Source organism: Flavobacterium litorale (assembly GCF_019613795.1).
GTDB lineage: Bacteria > Bacteroidota > Bacteroidia > Flavobacteriales > Flavobacteriaceae > Flavobacterium > Flavobacterium litorale.
This window is the reverse complement of record NZ_CP080429.1, coordinates 1,860,593-1,875,739: the sequence shown is the minus strand read 5'-3', so window position 1 is coordinate 1,875,739 and position 15,147 is coordinate 1,860,593. Positions and strand designations below refer to the sequence as shown.

14 protein-coding genes and 1 tRNA gene are annotated in these 15,147 nt (G+C 36.6%); 9 read left to right on the top strand and 6 right to left on the bottom strand.

Annotation, left to right across the window (positions count from 1 at the left end):
* Nucleotides 1-4: 4 nt before the first annotated feature.
* On the bottom strand, nucleotides 5-907 hold the full coding sequence (locus tag K1I41_RS08520) for a CPBP family intramembrane glutamic endopeptidase (protein WP_220639940.1): 903 nt from the start codon (nucleotides 905-907) through the stop codon (nucleotides 5-7).
* A 79-nt stretch (nucleotides 908-986) separates the two neighbouring features.
* On the opposite strand from K1I41_RS08520, the gene arsC reads away from it, so the two are divergent.
* Both arsC and K1I41_RS08510 read left to right on the top strand, forming a co-directional pair.
* Nucleotides 987-1,328, top strand: a complete 342-nt coding sequence (gene arsC / locus K1I41_RS08515; RefSeq protein WP_220639939.1) for an arsenate reductase (glutaredoxin) — start codon at nucleotides 987-989, stop codon at nucleotides 1,326-1,328.
* A gap of 86 nt (nucleotides 1,329-1,414) precedes the next feature.
* Nucleotides 1,415-3,955, top strand: coding sequence for a TonB-dependent receptor (locus tag K1I41_RS08510; protein ID WP_220639938.1), 2,541 nt, complete (start codon nucleotides 1,415-1,417; stop codon nucleotides 3,953-3,955).
* 41 nt (nucleotides 3,956-3,996) lie between these two features.
* On the opposite strand, the gene K1I41_RS08505 is transcribed toward K1I41_RS08510, so the two are convergent.
* Nucleotides 3,997-4,335: a hypothetical protein gene (locus K1I41_RS08505; RefSeq protein ID WP_220639937.1), complete on the bottom strand. Its 339-nt coding sequence runs from the start codon at nucleotides 4,333-4,335 to the stop codon at nucleotides 3,997-3,999.
* Nucleotides 4,336-4,550: 215 nt separating this feature from the next.
* Here K1I41_RS08505 and K1I41_RS08500 point away from each other — a divergent pair, with 215 nt between their 5' ends.
* The 4 genes from K1I41_RS08500 to K1I41_RS08485 all read left to right on the top strand — a co-directional run bounded on the left by K1I41_RS08500 (nucleotide 4,551) and on the right by K1I41_RS08485 (nucleotide 8,646).
* Nucleotides 4,551-5,960, top strand: coding sequence for an MBL fold metallo-hydrolase (locus K1I41_RS08500; protein ID WP_220639936.1), 1,410 nt, complete (start codon nucleotides 4,551-4,553; stop codon nucleotides 5,958-5,960).
* Between the two features lie 87 nt (nucleotides 5,961-6,047).
* Nucleotides 6,048-7,202, top strand: a complete 1,155-nt coding sequence (locus K1I41_RS08495) for a TlpA disulfide reductase family protein (protein WP_220639935.1) — start codon at nucleotides 6,048-6,050, stop codon at nucleotides 7,200-7,202.
* A gap of 183 nt (nucleotides 7,203-7,385) precedes the next feature.
* Nucleotides 7,386-7,467 (top strand) — tRNA-Tyr (locus K1I41_RS08490).
* 315 nt (nucleotides 7,468-7,782) lie between these two features.
* On the top strand, nucleotides 7,783-8,646 hold the full coding sequence (locus K1I41_RS08485) for a phosphatase PAP2 family protein (protein ID WP_220639934.1): 864 nt from the start codon (nucleotides 7,783-7,785) through the stop codon (nucleotides 8,644-8,646).
* 66 nt (nucleotides 8,647-8,712) lie between these two features.
* On the opposite strand, the gene K1I41_RS08480 is transcribed toward K1I41_RS08485, so the two are convergent.
* Nucleotides 8,713-9,456 (bottom strand): SIMPL domain-containing protein, encoded by a 744-nt coding sequence (locus tag K1I41_RS08480; protein WP_220639933.1) that lies wholly within the window; start codon nucleotides 9,454-9,456, stop codon nucleotides 8,713-8,715.
* A gap of 58 nt (nucleotides 9,457-9,514) precedes the next feature.
* Nucleotides 9,515-10,162 carry a rhomboid family intramembrane serine protease gene (locus K1I41_RS08475; protein ID WP_220639932.1) on the bottom strand — a complete coding sequence of 216 codons (648 nt, stop codon included), beginning with the start codon at nucleotides 10,160-10,162 and terminating at the stop codon, nucleotides 9,515-9,517.
* A gap of 105 nt (nucleotides 10,163-10,267) precedes the next feature.
* Here K1I41_RS08475 and K1I41_RS08470 point away from each other — a divergent pair, with 105 nt between their 5' ends.
* Entirely contained in the window at nucleotides 10,268-11,161 is an 894-nt protein-coding gene (locus tag K1I41_RS08470) for a lysophospholipid acyltransferase family protein (RefSeq protein ID WP_220639931.1), read from the top strand.
* Here the strand turns inward: K1I41_RS08470 and K1I41_RS08465 are convergent.
* Both K1I41_RS08465 and K1I41_RS08460 read right to left on the bottom strand, forming a co-directional pair.
* Nucleotides 11,151-12,641 (bottom strand): aminotransferase class V-fold PLP-dependent enzyme, encoded by a 1,491-nt coding sequence (locus K1I41_RS08465; protein WP_220639930.1) that lies wholly within the window; start codon nucleotides 12,639-12,641, stop codon nucleotides 11,151-11,153. The two genes, K1I41_RS08470 and K1I41_RS08465, sit on opposite strands and share 11 nt — an antisense overlap.
* 59 nt (nucleotides 12,642-12,700) lie before the next feature.
* The gene (locus K1I41_RS08460) at nucleotides 12,701-13,921 is read right to left on the bottom strand and encodes a porin (protein WP_220639929.1); all 1,221 of its coding nucleotides are present in this window, start codon (nucleotides 13,919-13,921) and stop codon (nucleotides 12,701-12,703) included.
* Between the two features lie 73 nt (nucleotides 13,922-13,994).
* Between K1I41_RS08460 and prmA the strand changes: the two genes are divergently transcribed.
* Complete coding sequence (gene prmA / locus K1I41_RS08455; protein WP_220639928.1) at nucleotides 13,995-14,828, top strand: 50S ribosomal protein L11 methyltransferase; 834 nt, start codon at nucleotides 13,995-13,997, stop codon at nucleotides 14,826-14,828.
* 21 nt (nucleotides 14,829-14,849) lie between these two features.
* Nucleotides 14,850-15,125 carry an ATP-dependent Clp protease adaptor ClpS gene (locus tag K1I41_RS08450; RefSeq protein ID WP_220639927.1) on the top strand — a complete coding sequence of 92 codons (276 nt, stop codon included), beginning with the start codon at nucleotides 14,850-14,852 and terminating at the stop codon, nucleotides 15,123-15,125.
* Nucleotides 15,126-15,147: the final 22 nt, after the last annotated feature.

The window sequence follows — 15,147 nt, the reverse complement described above, 5'->3', positions numbered from 1 at the left end:
TTAGTTATTCTTGGGTCAGTTTAATACGCCCCGTCAGTCTGCTTTTCCAGCCCGACCAGCCATATTTTCTACTAAAGATAAACAAAAGAATTGGATATAGGATGAGTAGGGGTACAAAAATATCGAACCCTACCGATGGTTCGGAAACATCTTTTAGCACCGAATCGGTTTGAAAAGCAGTCCAATCGGATGTTACTAAAAGTGCCGAAATGAGGTTATTGGCTGCATGAAAACCAAGCGCTAACTCAATGCCATCGTCCATTAATGTTATAATACCCAAAAACAAACCTGTACCAATGTAATAGAACAACAATATGTAGCCAATTTTCTCAATTTCGGGGTTAGCAATGTGCATTACACCAAATAGTAATGATGTAGTAATTAGCGGAATTAACCTGCTTTTGGTAACAATACCAATACCTTGCATAAGATACCCTCGAAACAAATACTCTTCAAAACTGGTTTGCATTGGTACCATTATCATGGCAATAATAGCAAGCGTAGCAAAGGGTACCAAGTTAAAATTAAGCACAAAATTATCGGGGTTTGTAACATAGGCTAAACCTATAAAACCTGCTGTAATACCGCCCCAAACCGCAAACGAAAACCAAACTCTGCTCCAGTCTACTTTATCACGAGCAGTAGTAAGGCTCGTTATACTTTGCTTATTTACATACTTTACCCATACCAATAATGCTATAAGCAAAATTATCATGGGCATTAACGTTTCTATAAAAACCTGATTTGTTCCTTTTTTAGCAATTTCCTGCCGCAATACATCCTCTACATCTATATTCATTACAACAATAACAACGTAGTTTAACGCCATTAACCCTAGTAGCACCAATGGTATGGGTAGGTACTTTATAAAGTCAAAATTCTTAGTGTAAGCCTTTTCTATAAACATTAGTTAATTTAATCTTAGATTAGGGCAATATACTTCTATTTTGGGGTAATATTCATTTAATTTGCAAAAAAAAGAAACGATGATAACCATATACCACAACCCCAGATGCAGCAAATCGCGCGAGGGAATTCAACTATTAGAATCGAAAGGAAAATCATTTAAAGTTGTAAAATATTTAAAAGAACTTTTGGATAAAGAAGAGCTTAAAAACCTAATTGAAAAGTTAGGTATTGCCCCAATAGAATTGGTGCGAAAAAACGAAGCCATTTGGAAAAAGGATTATAAAAATACCAATTTAACAGATGATGCGCTTATTGAAATAATGGTACAATACCCGAATTTAATAGAACGCACTATAGTTGTAAATGGAGATAAGGCAATAGTTGGTCGTCCTGCGGATGCAATCGAGAAGATACTTTAACAAAATTTTAGTACCATCATCTTAAACTTACCATGATTTTTGCAGTCTTACACGCAAAAAAATTAGATTCATCTTTACCATACTTCATGAAAAAATTACAAACTTCACTCGTTTTACTCCTACTACTTTGCACCTCAATCATGTTTTCGCAAAGTAAGGCAAAGGTAAGCGGACAAGTGATAGAGCAAGATACCAAACAACCCCTAGAATTTGCAACAGTAACCATACAAACTACCGATAACCAAACAGTAAGCGGAGGACTTACTGATATTAACGGTAAGTATAGCATTGATGTTCCTCCGGGAACATACAATATAAAATTCGACTTTATATCGTTTAAATCTACAGCTATAAAAAGTAAGGCAATAACGGGTAATACTAATTTGGGCGTTACTTTAATGGCACCCGATGCTACACTATTAAATGAAATAGAAATTGTTGCCGACCGCTCTACCGTAGATATAAAACTGGATAAAAGAGTGTACAACGTAGGTAAAGATATGATTGTACGAGGCGGTAGTGTAAGCGATGTGCTGGATAATGTACCCTCCATATCTGTAGATCCTGATGGTAACGTAAGCCTTAGAGGCAATGATGGTGTTACCATATTGATTGACGGGCGCCCCTCTAACCTTGCGGGTAGTAACGTTGCCGAAGTATTGCGTTTGTTACCAGCTGAGTCGGTAGAGAAAGTAGAAGTAATAACCAACCCATCGGCACGGTACGACGCCGAAGGTGGTGGCGGTATTGTAAACATTATACTCCGTAAAGGTAAAGCAAATGGTTTCAATGGGTCTGTTGTAGCCTCTACAGGATACCCCGATAATCATGGGCTAAATGCCAACCTCAACTACAGGAGCGATAACTATAATCTTTTCTCCAATTTAGGGTATAGTTATAGGAGTAGCCCTGGAAATTTTTCAACGGACTCGGAATATTTTGATGAAGAGGGCAATACAACAAACTTTGTAAATGAAAGACGTGATTACGAAAGAGAACGTCAAGGCTATAATGCCAGTTTTGGAGCCGACATATTTTTAAATAAAACTACCACCTGGACCAATAGTATTAACGTACGTGATAATGATGGCGAAAACCCCACCGAAACGTACTACGATTATTTTTTTGCCGATGGCTCGTTTGACGAAACACGTTACCGTTATAACCTTGAGGAAGAAGAAAGCGATAACATTCAATTTTCGAGTAGCTTACTTAAAAAGTTTAATGATGAAGGGCATAAACTAGATGTAAACCTGTCGTTAGCCAAAAGCAACGATTACGAAAAAGCACAAATTGACGATATTGTAATTGGTACTACCACACCTGAAGTTGATAATATTTTCCAGCGAACACTTAGTGATGAAGAGGAAGATAGAGCACTCGCTCAGGTAGATTATGTACTACCCTTTGGAGAAGGAAGCCAGTTTGAAGCAGGGTATCGTGGAAGTTTTTTAGAACTTACTACCGATGCACAAACTGAAACGTTGGAAAATGATATTTGGATTATAGACCCTAACTTTTCGAGTTTACTAGAGTACAAAGAGAATGTAAATGCCTTTTATGCGCAATACGGCTCTAAAATAGGTAAATTCTCCTATTTACTAGGATTGCGTTGGGAAGACTCCGATATTGAAGTAAACTTACTTGATAGAGAAGATTTCAATACTAAAAAATACAACAACTTTTTCCCGAGTGCATTTTTATCGTATGAGTTTTCTGAGGGCACTAATGCAAGCATAAGCTATAGCCGCCGTATAAACCGACCCAGAGGATGGTTTATTAACCCCTTTTCTAGCCTAGTAAGTAACATTAATATATTTACGGGTAACCCAGACCTAGACCCGTCCATGACTGATGCTATGGAGGTAGGTTTTCTTAAAAAGTGGAATAAAGTTACACTAAGCAGTACCGCATACGTAAACATTACTAAAGACGTATATCAGTTTGTACGTAGGGAATCGGGAGAATTTTTTACCCAAGTAGTAGGTGGCGAAGACATTGTTAACGACAATAACGAGGTAATAGAGGTAATTGATGGCGAGGATGTACGAACTCCCATTATACTAACATCTCCCGTTAACTTAGCCAAACAATACCGTTATGGTTTTGAGTTTGATGTAAATTACAACCCTTACCGCTGGTGGAGAATAAACGGTAACTTTAACTTCTTTAAAAATCAAATAGATGGCGATTATACCTATACTAACTTTTTAGGCGAAACTATAGTACAGAACTTCGATAATTCTAATTATAGTTGGTTTACACGCGTAAATTCTAGAGTGAGCCTACCCCTAGATATTAACTGGCAACTTAACGCACGTTACACTGGACCCCGAGAAAACGCACAAAGCCGATATAAAGGCATATTCTCGGCAGATACGGCAATAAGTAAAGATATATTAAACGAGCGTGCTACAATAAGTTTAAACGTAAGAGATATTTTAAACTCTAGGAAAAGAAAACTCACTAACACACTACCACAAGTAGAGTCGTACACCGAGATGCAATGGAGGGAACGACAAATAACACTATCGTTTACGTACCGCTTTAACCCAAGTAAAGCCGATAAAAACCAAGAACAGCGCGGCAACCAGCAAGGTGATGGTGGCGATTTTATGGGTAAATAAAAAAAGAGGCAAATGCCTCTTTTTTTGTACTATATTATTTTCTAGAAAAAGCCCATACCAAAAACCTCTCCGCTAGGGCATCCGCCAATGGTAGCACCTGGTTGTGGCATATTTATGTGTAAAGGTCGGTGTTCATCGCCAAAATGAAACGTATCATACCCTACATACACATCACGCTCCTTATAATTTAAAATATCTGACGTTAGATTGTAGCGTCCAAAAGCCTTATTAAAATTTTTAGTATAATACGAAAAATCAAGTTCTGAAGATAGCTGATAGTTATTGGTATTTTTAACAGCTAACGAAAGTGTTTTAGGCAATTCCTGTGCGTAAGTTAACGTACAAGCAAATAACAATAAAGGTAAAAGTAGCTTTTTCATAGTCTAAAATATTAAAGTGATGCCTTATAAATATAGCAAAAAAATATGAGTAAAACACGCTCCTATCAATCGTAACATACAAATTAACAGCAATTTAAGATCTGTAAGTATTATTACTCTAAATTTTAAGTTAAAAACAAATTTAGCATTAGCAATTAATACGCTGCCTGCACGGATTTTAATATATTTGTAGTACTACAATTAATTATAGAGCAATGAAATTAGAACAAATTTATACAGGCTGTATAGCACAAGCAGCCTACTACTTAGAGAGTAATGGCGAGGTTGCCATATTTGACCCACTTAGAGAAGTACAGCCTTACATTGACCGAGCTGAAAAGGACGGTGCTACCATAAAATATATATTCGAAACCCATTTTCATGCCGATTTTGTATCGGGTCATATTGATTTGGCACAAAAAACAGGAGCAAAAATTGTTTATGGTCCTACAGCAAAGCCAAATTTTGAAGCTACAATAGCTACCGATGGTCAGGAATTTAAAGTAGGAGCATATACTGTACAAGCCATACATACACCAGGGCACACGTTAGAAAGTACTTGCTATTTGTTAATGGACGAGAATAAGGAGCTACATGGTATTATAACAGGTGATACTTTGTTTATAGGCGATGTTGGACGCCCCGATTTGGCGCAAGCACTTACCAAAGAATTAACACAAGAAGTTTTGGCATCGCACCTGTACGATTCGCTTCGTAACAAAATTATGCCATTACCCGATAGTACTATAGTATACCCTAGCCATGGCGCAGGTAGTGCATGTGGTAAAAACATGAGTAAAGAAACTACTGATACGTTGGGCAACCAAAAGAAAACCAACTACGCACTACGTGCAGATATGACTAAAGAGGAATTTATAGAAGAACTTTTGGATGGGCTTACTACCCCCCCAGCCTATTTTCCGCAAAATGTAATGCTAAACATACAAGGTTATGATAGTTTGGATACTATAATGACAAAAGGACTTACAGCACTAAATCCTGAAGAATTTAAAGGCATGGCAGAAACAACAGGTGCTATTATACTGGATGTACGAACCGAAGCCGATTTTATAACACAACACATACCTGGCTCCATATTTATTGGTTTAAACGGTGGTTTTGCCCCTTGGGTTGGCGCGCTAATACGCGATGTAAAACAACCATTGCTACTAGTTATACCTGAAGGAAAAGAACAAGAGGCTATAACACGTTTGGCACGTGTAGGCTTTGATAATACCTTGGGCTACTTAAAAGGTGGTTTACAAGCTTGGAAAGCAGCAGGGAACGAAACGGATAGTATACGCTCAGTAAGTCCAGATGCATTTGAAGAAAGCTACAACAAAAACAAACAGCCAATAGTAGATTCGCGAAAGCCAAGCGAGTACAATAACGGTCATGTATTAGATGCTATTAATATACCTTTAGATTTTGTTAATGAAGAATTAGCATCGGTACCCAAAGAAGGCGATTTCTTTTTGCACTGTGCAGGCGGATACCGTTCTGTAATTATGGCATCAATACTAAAATCCAGAGGGTATCATAACATGATTAATATCGAAAAAGGGTTTGGTGGCATAAAAAACACAACCGTAAAAACAACACTAAATACAGCAGAGCCTGCATAACCGAATAAGGCTAAAAATAAATTTTAGGACGAAGCTGCAACGACCTAAATACAATTACTTTTGCAGCACTAAAACAACATCATAATTATGAAAAAAATTCTTTTATTTCTTGCTGTTTCAGCAGCTTTTGTATCCTGTGAAAAAAAACTAGCAGATAATGAATACGAAATTACTGGTAAAATTGCAGACGAGGCAATGAACGGTAAAAATGTAATACTAGAAAAACAGGGGGGCTATACGGGTTATGTACCTGTGGATACAGCAACTGTAGAAAAAGGAAAATTTATATTTAAAGGTACTGTTACAGAGCCTTCGTTGCATTTTATTTCTTTTCAAGATAATACAGGCGAAAAAGCAAATTTTATATTAGAAAGTGGAAGAATTACATTGGATGTAGATAAAGATACCATTTACAACTCTGTACAAGGTGGTACGTTTAACAACGAAAAACTTAGCGAGTACACCAAGGCTATGAAAGCCAATAATGATAAAATGACGAAATTCCAGAAAGACAATACACCTGTAATGATGGAAGCACGTGAAAAGCAAGATACTGCAACAATGGAGCGACTTAATGATGAGTACGAAATCATTGCAAAAGAATCGGAGGCAGCAAACGTAGCTTTTATAAAGGAAAACCCTAAGGCTTACATCAATGTATTTATACTACAACAGCTAATGGGATCTAGAACATTAGAGAGTACAGAGCTGAAAGAATTATACAATACTATTGATCCTGAGGTAAAGGAAACAGAAGAAGGTAAAAAACTTAGCGAAACGTTTACCGCAATGGAAGAGAAAGAAAAAAACAGAGCATCTGTAAGTAATGGTAACATGGCACCCGATTTTGCTGCACCAAACCCTGAGGGTAAAACAATATCACTTAAAGAGGCTATGGGTAAAGTAACCATTATAGATTTTTGGGCATCGTGGTGTAAACCATGCCGTATGGAAAACCCAAATGTTGTAGCCATGTATGAGGAACTGCATAAAGATGGACTTAACATTATTGGTGTATCGTTAGATAGAGATGAAGATGCTTGGAAAAAAGCTATTGCAGATGATAACTTAACATGGAGCCAAATATCCAACCTAAAATTTTGGGAAGAGCCTATTGCCAAAAAATATGGCGTAGAGTCAATTCCTGCAACGTTTATACTAGATGCTGATGGTAAAATAGCAGCACAAAACCTAAGAGGTGAAGAATTAAAAGCCAAAGTAAAAGAGCTTTTAGCACAATAATATTGCAAACTATTTCGGTCAAATAAAAAATCTCCCAATTGGGAGATTTTTTATTTATTTAACCTACAACAGGTTATAAAATACTTACCAAAATAGCCCTGTTTATGTTTGTTTAGTAAAAAAACAATCCTATATTTGCAACCGCAATTAGCAAAAGCTATAACACATTGCTAGCCGTAAAACGGGGAGATACTCAAGCGGCCAACGAGGGCAGACTGTAAATCTGCTGACTATGTCTTCGCAGGTTCGAATCCTGCTCTCCCCACAAAAAAGGAAATTATTATTATGGTAATTTCCTTTTCTATTACACCTTAATGTACAGTATTTATTTTACGTTACTATAGGTTCAGGTGCTTTCCTGATAGTAACCCCTTTTTCTTACGATATTGGTGCAACACTATTAGTATAAAAATACCAACACGTTTTATAACTTCAAATAATTATAAACAAATGCTATATGCATTTTAGTTAGCATAGAAAATTATGATTTTGAGAGAAAATAATATAGCTTGCGCCAATTATACTATCACCTAGATAGCTCAAATAATCAATCTTTTTGTTAGCTGTAGTGCTATTAAAAATGAATAAACTACTATTTTTCTACATCGCATTAATCTTAGTAACTACCCCTAGTTCACTAACTGCACAAAATCAGAATAAATTTATTGTTCCCGACCGCTCTAATAAAAACATGTGGCAAAACTTTACTTACGATATAGGTAATGTTTTTTTAGGAGCAGGATATGCTTACAGCAGACCATTATACTGGCAAGGCAACGATTTTTTAAAGCTAGGTAGTGTGGCCGTTAGCACCTATGGGTTATACCTTATTGATGATAATATTCGTAACGAGTTTTTAAGCCATAAGGATGATGTACCACAAGTGTTGTTAGATTACGGTTGGTATGCCGGTAGTCCGCAAAACAATTACGGTTTTACAGGAGCTGTATATTTAACAGGTTTATTTACTAAAAACCCAAAGCTAAGGCGTACGGGAGTACTTTTAATATCATCGGCAACGGCAACAGGTTTTTTACAACAGGTAACAAAGTCGGCAACAGGCAGGGCTCGCCCAGGAAGTGGGTATGGCAAAAACCATTTTCGCCCATTTGGTGCCGATAAAGCCTATCGCTCGTTTCCTTCGGGACATGCTGTACTAACATTTACCAATGCTCACGTTATAGCAAAACAATTTAAAAATATTTGGGTAAAGGCAGGTATTTATGCCGTAGGTATAATACCAGGAGCTTCCAGAATTTACGCTGATGCACACTGGGCTAGCGACGTGTTTTTAAGTTGGGCAATGAGCTATTTTATTGTAGAAGCTATAGATGTATATTTGGACAAAAAATATAACGAGAAATATAACGACAAACCAAGATCGGTAGGTACGTTTTCATTAAGTTTTGGAGGTAACCTATTAGGTGTTAGGTATACTTTTTAAAGCATAACAAAGGTTATACAAATAAAAAATCGGGACTAAATAGTCCCGATTTTTCTTTATAATTATTTAATCTTCTTTCTTTCTCATTTTATCAATTCTACTCTTTTCATCAGTAATATTCATTTCATAAGTTACCGCTACATTACATTTTATGGTTATTTCGCCTATTGCTAATGTTTCTCGTGAACCTGCATCAGACATTGATTCCATTTCTATTTTTGCATACATAGGGCTTGGGTAGTAATTATTACTTGTATTATCGTTAACAAGTAACGGATAGCCTATATACATACCTAACGCATCAGCATAATCCTTAGCCTTTTTCTGAGCATCTTGTATCGCCTTTACACGCGCTTTGCTCTCATATTGCTCTTGTTTTGATGTTTTAAACTGAATGCCTTGTATGTTGTTAATACCTGCATCAGTAAGCCCAATAATTAAATCGTCGTATTTGGATAAATCTTTTAAATAAATGGTTATTGTTTGCGATGCTGTGTAAGTATATTTCTTTTTATCATATTGATAGGAACGATTAAGATATACATTCTTTGTTTGGTAATCCTCTTCTGGTAATTTAGCACGCTTTAGGTACTTCATTACTCTATCAACAATAACATCGTTTTCGTTTTTAACCTCTTTGGCATCTGCACCCATATTGGTTACACCAATAGTAATAATAGCTTCATCAGGGGTTACTTTTATTTCTCCTTCACCCGATACACTTATTTGCCTTGGTGCATTTTGGATTATCGTTTGTGCTCCTACCATAGTGCTGGTTAAAACCAATATGGCTAATACAAGTTTTTTCATAATGTGTATTTTTAAGTTAGTCTGTTTTTATAATTCCAAAAGGTATGCCAGTTTTACCTTACAATTTACCCGAACGGTTTAAAATAAATAGTAATACTATAGGTATTGCTAGTAAAATAACCATTAATGTATTATCATAAATCATCTCTGGTTTACCAGCTAGTGTAATTAAGTACCCCGCTATAGCGCCACCAAAGTGAGCGGTATGCCCAATATTATCAGATTTTGCCCTCATACCATATATAGAGTAGAGTAAATAACCAATACCAAATATATAAGCAGGAATAGGCAGCGCAAAAAACAAGTAAAGTGTCATATCGGGCTCAAGTAATATAGCAGCATATAAAACTCCTATAACAGCCCCCGATGCACCAATGGCTCGATAGGAGTAATCGTTTTTATGAAAATATAGTGTTAGTAGGCTCCCTGCTATAAGGCTCCCAAAATAAATAAGTAAAAATGAGAGTATACCCAAATAAGCAACCACCACAGGTCCAAAAAAATAAAGGGTTAGCATGTTAAATACCAAATGCGTCATATCGCCATGCAAAAAAGCACTACTAATCATGCGGTACTGCTCCCCTGCCCTTATACTCCCTATATGGAATTCGTATTTCCTGAAAAAGAGTATATCGTTAAAACCTTTGTAACTAATAAGCGCGTTGGCAATAATTATTAGTATAGGCAAGTAGGTATTGGTATCCATGTATTGATTTTTGTGTAAAATTAATCAATGTTATGATATTACAACAACGAAAAATCATAACAAAAGATTAATTAATAATAAAAACTATATTTGTAAAAAATTGCAATGCAGCTACTCGCCTATATACTTTTATACCCAATATTCTACGTTGTATCCATACTTCCTTTTAGGATACTATATGCTTTATCCGATTTTCTTTATTTACTTGTTTATCGCATAGTGGGGTATCGTAAAAGTGTAGTACGAAAAAATCTTGAGCTTACATTACCACACCTTAGCGTTGCCGAACGCAGAAAAATAGAAAAGAAATTTTACAGTCATTTTTGCGATACACTTGTAGAAATGGTAAAAACCATGACGATTTCTGAAAAGGAAATGAAGAAACGTTTTGTATTTGAGAATATAGAATTGGTTGAAGAATTTGAGAAAAAGGGTAAAAGCATTGCCTTAATTTGTGGGCATTATGCTAGTTATGAGTGGTTATTGGTAATGAATAAATCGTTAACAACGCACAAGGGCTTTGGCATTTATAAAACCATCCGTAATAAGTATTTTGATAAATTGGTACGAAAAATACGTGGTAGGTTTGATGGTGTACTTATAGATACAAAAAGTACTATACCTACTATGTTAAGAAACAAACGGGATGGTGTACTTGGCTATTACGGCTTTTTGAGCGACCAATCGCCAAAGTTACAAAGTACAGTCCATTGGACTAACTTTTTTGGTATGGAAGTACCTGTGCATGTGGGTGCAGAGTTGCTATCTAAAAAATTAGATATGAACATTATGTTTGTAAAGGGTAGCAAAATAAAAAGGGGCTATTATAAGGCTAAATTTATACCTTATAATAAAACCCCCAAAGATGTACCGAATTACGAAATAACGGATACGTTTATTGATTTGCTTGAAAAACAAATATTGGAAGCTCCTGAATATTACTTATGGACGCACAAACGTTTTAAACATCGTAAAAACGATCCTGCTCCTATAACGTAAACCACTGCTTTACTGTATTATTTACAGCTTTTGAGGATTCACTTTTATGTACAAACTCGTTAGTGCTTCTGTTATATACATAATCTTCGCCCCACTGTTCGTGGTTTGCTGCTAGCTCTTTTATACTATTGCAAACGTAAATAATTTCGTCTGTTGTTGTTGTTGGATGTATGGACATACGGATCCAACCTGGTTTTTGTATTAAGTCGCCCTCTGTAATTTTATTGGTAAGGTAGTTCGATTTTTCTTCATCTACATGCAGTAAGTAATGCCCATACGTACCTGCACAACTGCAACCACCACGTGTTTGTATACCAAACTTATCATTCAGTAATTTTACGCCAAGGTTAAAGTGTAAACTATCTATAAAAAATGATATTACGCCTAACCTATTTTGGTGTTGTGGTGCTAGTATATTAATGTTATCAACATTGCCTAGCTCATCAAAAATATAATCGGTAAGTTCTTTTTCACGCTTTAAAATGTTATCTATACCCATCTGTTCTTTTAGTTTAACAGCAAGTGCTGTTTTTATAACTTGTAAAAAACCTGGTGTACCGCCATCTTCGCGTTCCTCAATATCATCAAAATATTTGTGTTGTCCCCAAGGGTTTGTCCAACTCACTGTTCCGCCCCCTGGATGGTCTGGAACCATATTTTTATATAGTTTTTTGTTAAAAACCATTACTCCTGATGTACCCGGACCTCCTAAAAATTTATGTGGCGAAAAAAAGATAGCATCTAATACCTCTTCTTCATCCTCTGGGTGCATATCTATAGCAACATAAGGTGCAGAACAAGCAAAATCTACAAAACAAATACCATTGTTCTGGTGCATTATTTTAGCTATTTCGTGGTACGGTGTTTTAATCCCTGTTACGTTGGAGCACGATGTAACTGAGGCTATTTTTAACGGGTGGTTTTTATGTTCCTCCAAAAGAGCCTTAAAGCTATCCAAACATATAAGCCCCTCAGGGCAAGCAGGTATTACTACTACTTTTGCAATAGTTTCCAACCACGAGGTTTGGTTGGAGTGGTGCTCCATATGGCTTATAAAAACAATAGGTTTTTTATCTTCGGGCACATTAGTATGTGCTCTTAAGTTTTCGGGTACTTTTAGCCCTAGTATACGCTGAAATTTATTAATAACGCCCGTCATGCCCGTACCATCTGTAATTAGTACATCATCTTCGTTGGCGTTAACGTGTTGTTTTATAATATGGCGTGCTTCGTAGTAGGCATTCGTCATTGCCGTACCCGATACCGTTGTTTCGGTATGTGTATTGGCTACAAACGGACCAAATTCGTTTGTTATTTTCTCTTCAATAGGGCGGTATAATCGTCCACTAGCAGTCCAGTCAGTATATACCATTTTCTGATTTCCGTACGGCGAATCAAATTCCTGATTTATTCCAATTATATGCTTTCTAAACTTACTAAAATACTGCTCTAATGCTGTTGTTGTTGTTTCCGCTATCATAAGTGTATTAGTGTTAAAACATTACAAATTTAAGAAATTTATAACGATATGTTGTGGGTTTATATCCCTATTTCTATCTGAAAGCGGATATACCAGTTTTGTTTTGTAGCATTATCAATGTACGTCAAGTCGTCCAATGTAAATTCTGCCTGTGCTTTAAACGCATGTTCCCAAATATAACGGGTAACACCAATACTGTATTGGTTGGTATTGGGTGTATATTGGTATATTTCGTCGATTACTTTTTGGGTTGAAAATCTGCCTACTATTTCGTAACCCGACAGGAATAAATAACTCAATTGATAATCAAAACCATGCCCTGCATATATAAATTCAATATTCTCGGCATCAGTAGGGTCTACCGTTATGGCATCATCAGCAAAACGCTGCATATAAGCTGCTTGGAACGAAAAGCCTTGGTACTTTAACATGGCATCTAATAATAACGATTGCATATCGCGCTTCTGGAAAAGGTCGTTACCCAATTGCCCTTGCGTTCGCCTTGCCCTGTTATTAAAACTGTATGCGCCTGCTAATAATAGTTTTGGTTTGGGTTCGCGCATCAAATCGCCTTCAAAATAAGCCCCTTCGCGTGTAAACGCTCCTAGTGGGAAAAGCTCAATATTACCTGTATACGCGAGCCCATTATCAGGCGCATCAGTAGCATTCCTACCCTCGCCCATACTTATAGCCGTTTTAAAATTATACGAAAACTTGTCTTTATACTCGTTAAGGTGGTGTAGCTGAACCCCAAAATCCCTATCAATATTAAAACGGGCATTATTAATGGTTCTGTCCGTAAGCTGTAGCGCACCAGAAGAATTTATACGTTGGCGGTTACCTGGCAATTTAGTCTGTCCAAAAACAACATTCCAATGGGTATCGGGGCGGTAATAAAAAACCGCATCTCTAATTACGTTAATATTTTCGCCTTCGCGGAGTTCGCCAACATCGCCTGGTGCAAACGATAGTTGTATGGCATACAAAAAGCGAGGGTCGCCAACATAACCGTCAAAACGAAGCCTAAGCCTGCGTATTTGCCCATCCACAGCACTCTCTTCATCTTCATTTTGCAAGTAGGTAACCCTATTTTGCATCCTAAAACGAATATTAAACTGAAAAAGGCTGTCTGGTGAGGTTAACCCTACCCCTTTACCGTAACTATAATAAGGTAAAGCCGATAGTTTAAGATCGTTATTGTTTTTATTGCGTTCTATTATTACCTGTGCTGTAGTACCAAAGTAACAGATTAGAAGGAACGCAACGAACAGTTTCTTCATGCTGTATTTACTTTTGTCACAAACTTAATACTAATTTTGTAACGATAGAGTACCTTTGCAAAAATTAAGAACTATGGCTACCACCTATATAGCATACCATTTTACTGTAAATCCTACCGAAGCTGGCACTGAGATACTGATTGCACAACTTGGCGAAACTGCTTTTGAAAGTTTTATAGAAACCGATGGCGGTTTCTCGGCTTACGTACAAAAAGAATTATGGAGTGAGAATATTTTAGAGGATATACAGTTGCTACAATCGGACATGTTTGCTATTACCTATACGATTGAAGAAATTGAGCAGGTAAACTGGAATGCTGAGTGGGAAAAGAATTTTGAACCTATTGTGGTAAATGATAGTTGCTACGTACGTGCGCCTTTTCACGAAAAGAAAGAAGTACAGTATGATATTATAATTGAGCCTAAGATGAGTTTTGGCACAGGGCACCACGAAACTACGCACATGATGATACAACACATATTGGATACCGATATGAAAGGTAAAAAAGTGCTTGATATGGGTTGTGGTACAGCTATACTTGCCATACTTGCCGAAATGAAAGGTGCGCAGCCTATAGATGCTATCGATATTGATAATTGGTGCTATTTAAACTCTGTTGAAAATGCAGCACGCAATAACTGCAAACATATAAGCGTTTACGAGGGTGATGTTGCTTTGCTGAGCGGAAAGCAGTACGATATTATTATTGCCAATATAAACCGCAACATTCTACTAAATGATATGGAGCAGTACGTAAAAGCCCTTAACCCCAACGGAATGTTATTTTTGAGTGGTTTTTATGAAGAGGATATTCCCGTTATAGATGCATCGTGTACTGATAAGGGCTTATCGTTAATAAAAAAATATAAACGCAACAATTGGGTTGCGCTAAAATATGTAAATTAGCAACTACAGATAGAATTAGTTATGAGTACAAAAGAAAAGATTTTAGAGGAAGTAATGCTCGAAGAAAGTACCTCTTTAAACAATGAAATTGTGTTGTATAATGATGAGGTTAATACATTTGACCATGTAATCGATACACTTGTACGTGTGTGCGACCATACTGCCGAACAAGCAGAACAATGTTCGCTTATTGTTCATTATAAAGGAAAATGCACCGTTAAAACAGGACTGTATGACGATTTGAAACCGCAATGCACCCAATTGCTGGAAGCAGGGCTTAGCGCAGAAATTGTTTAAAATATAAAGGTACTTTCCCTCA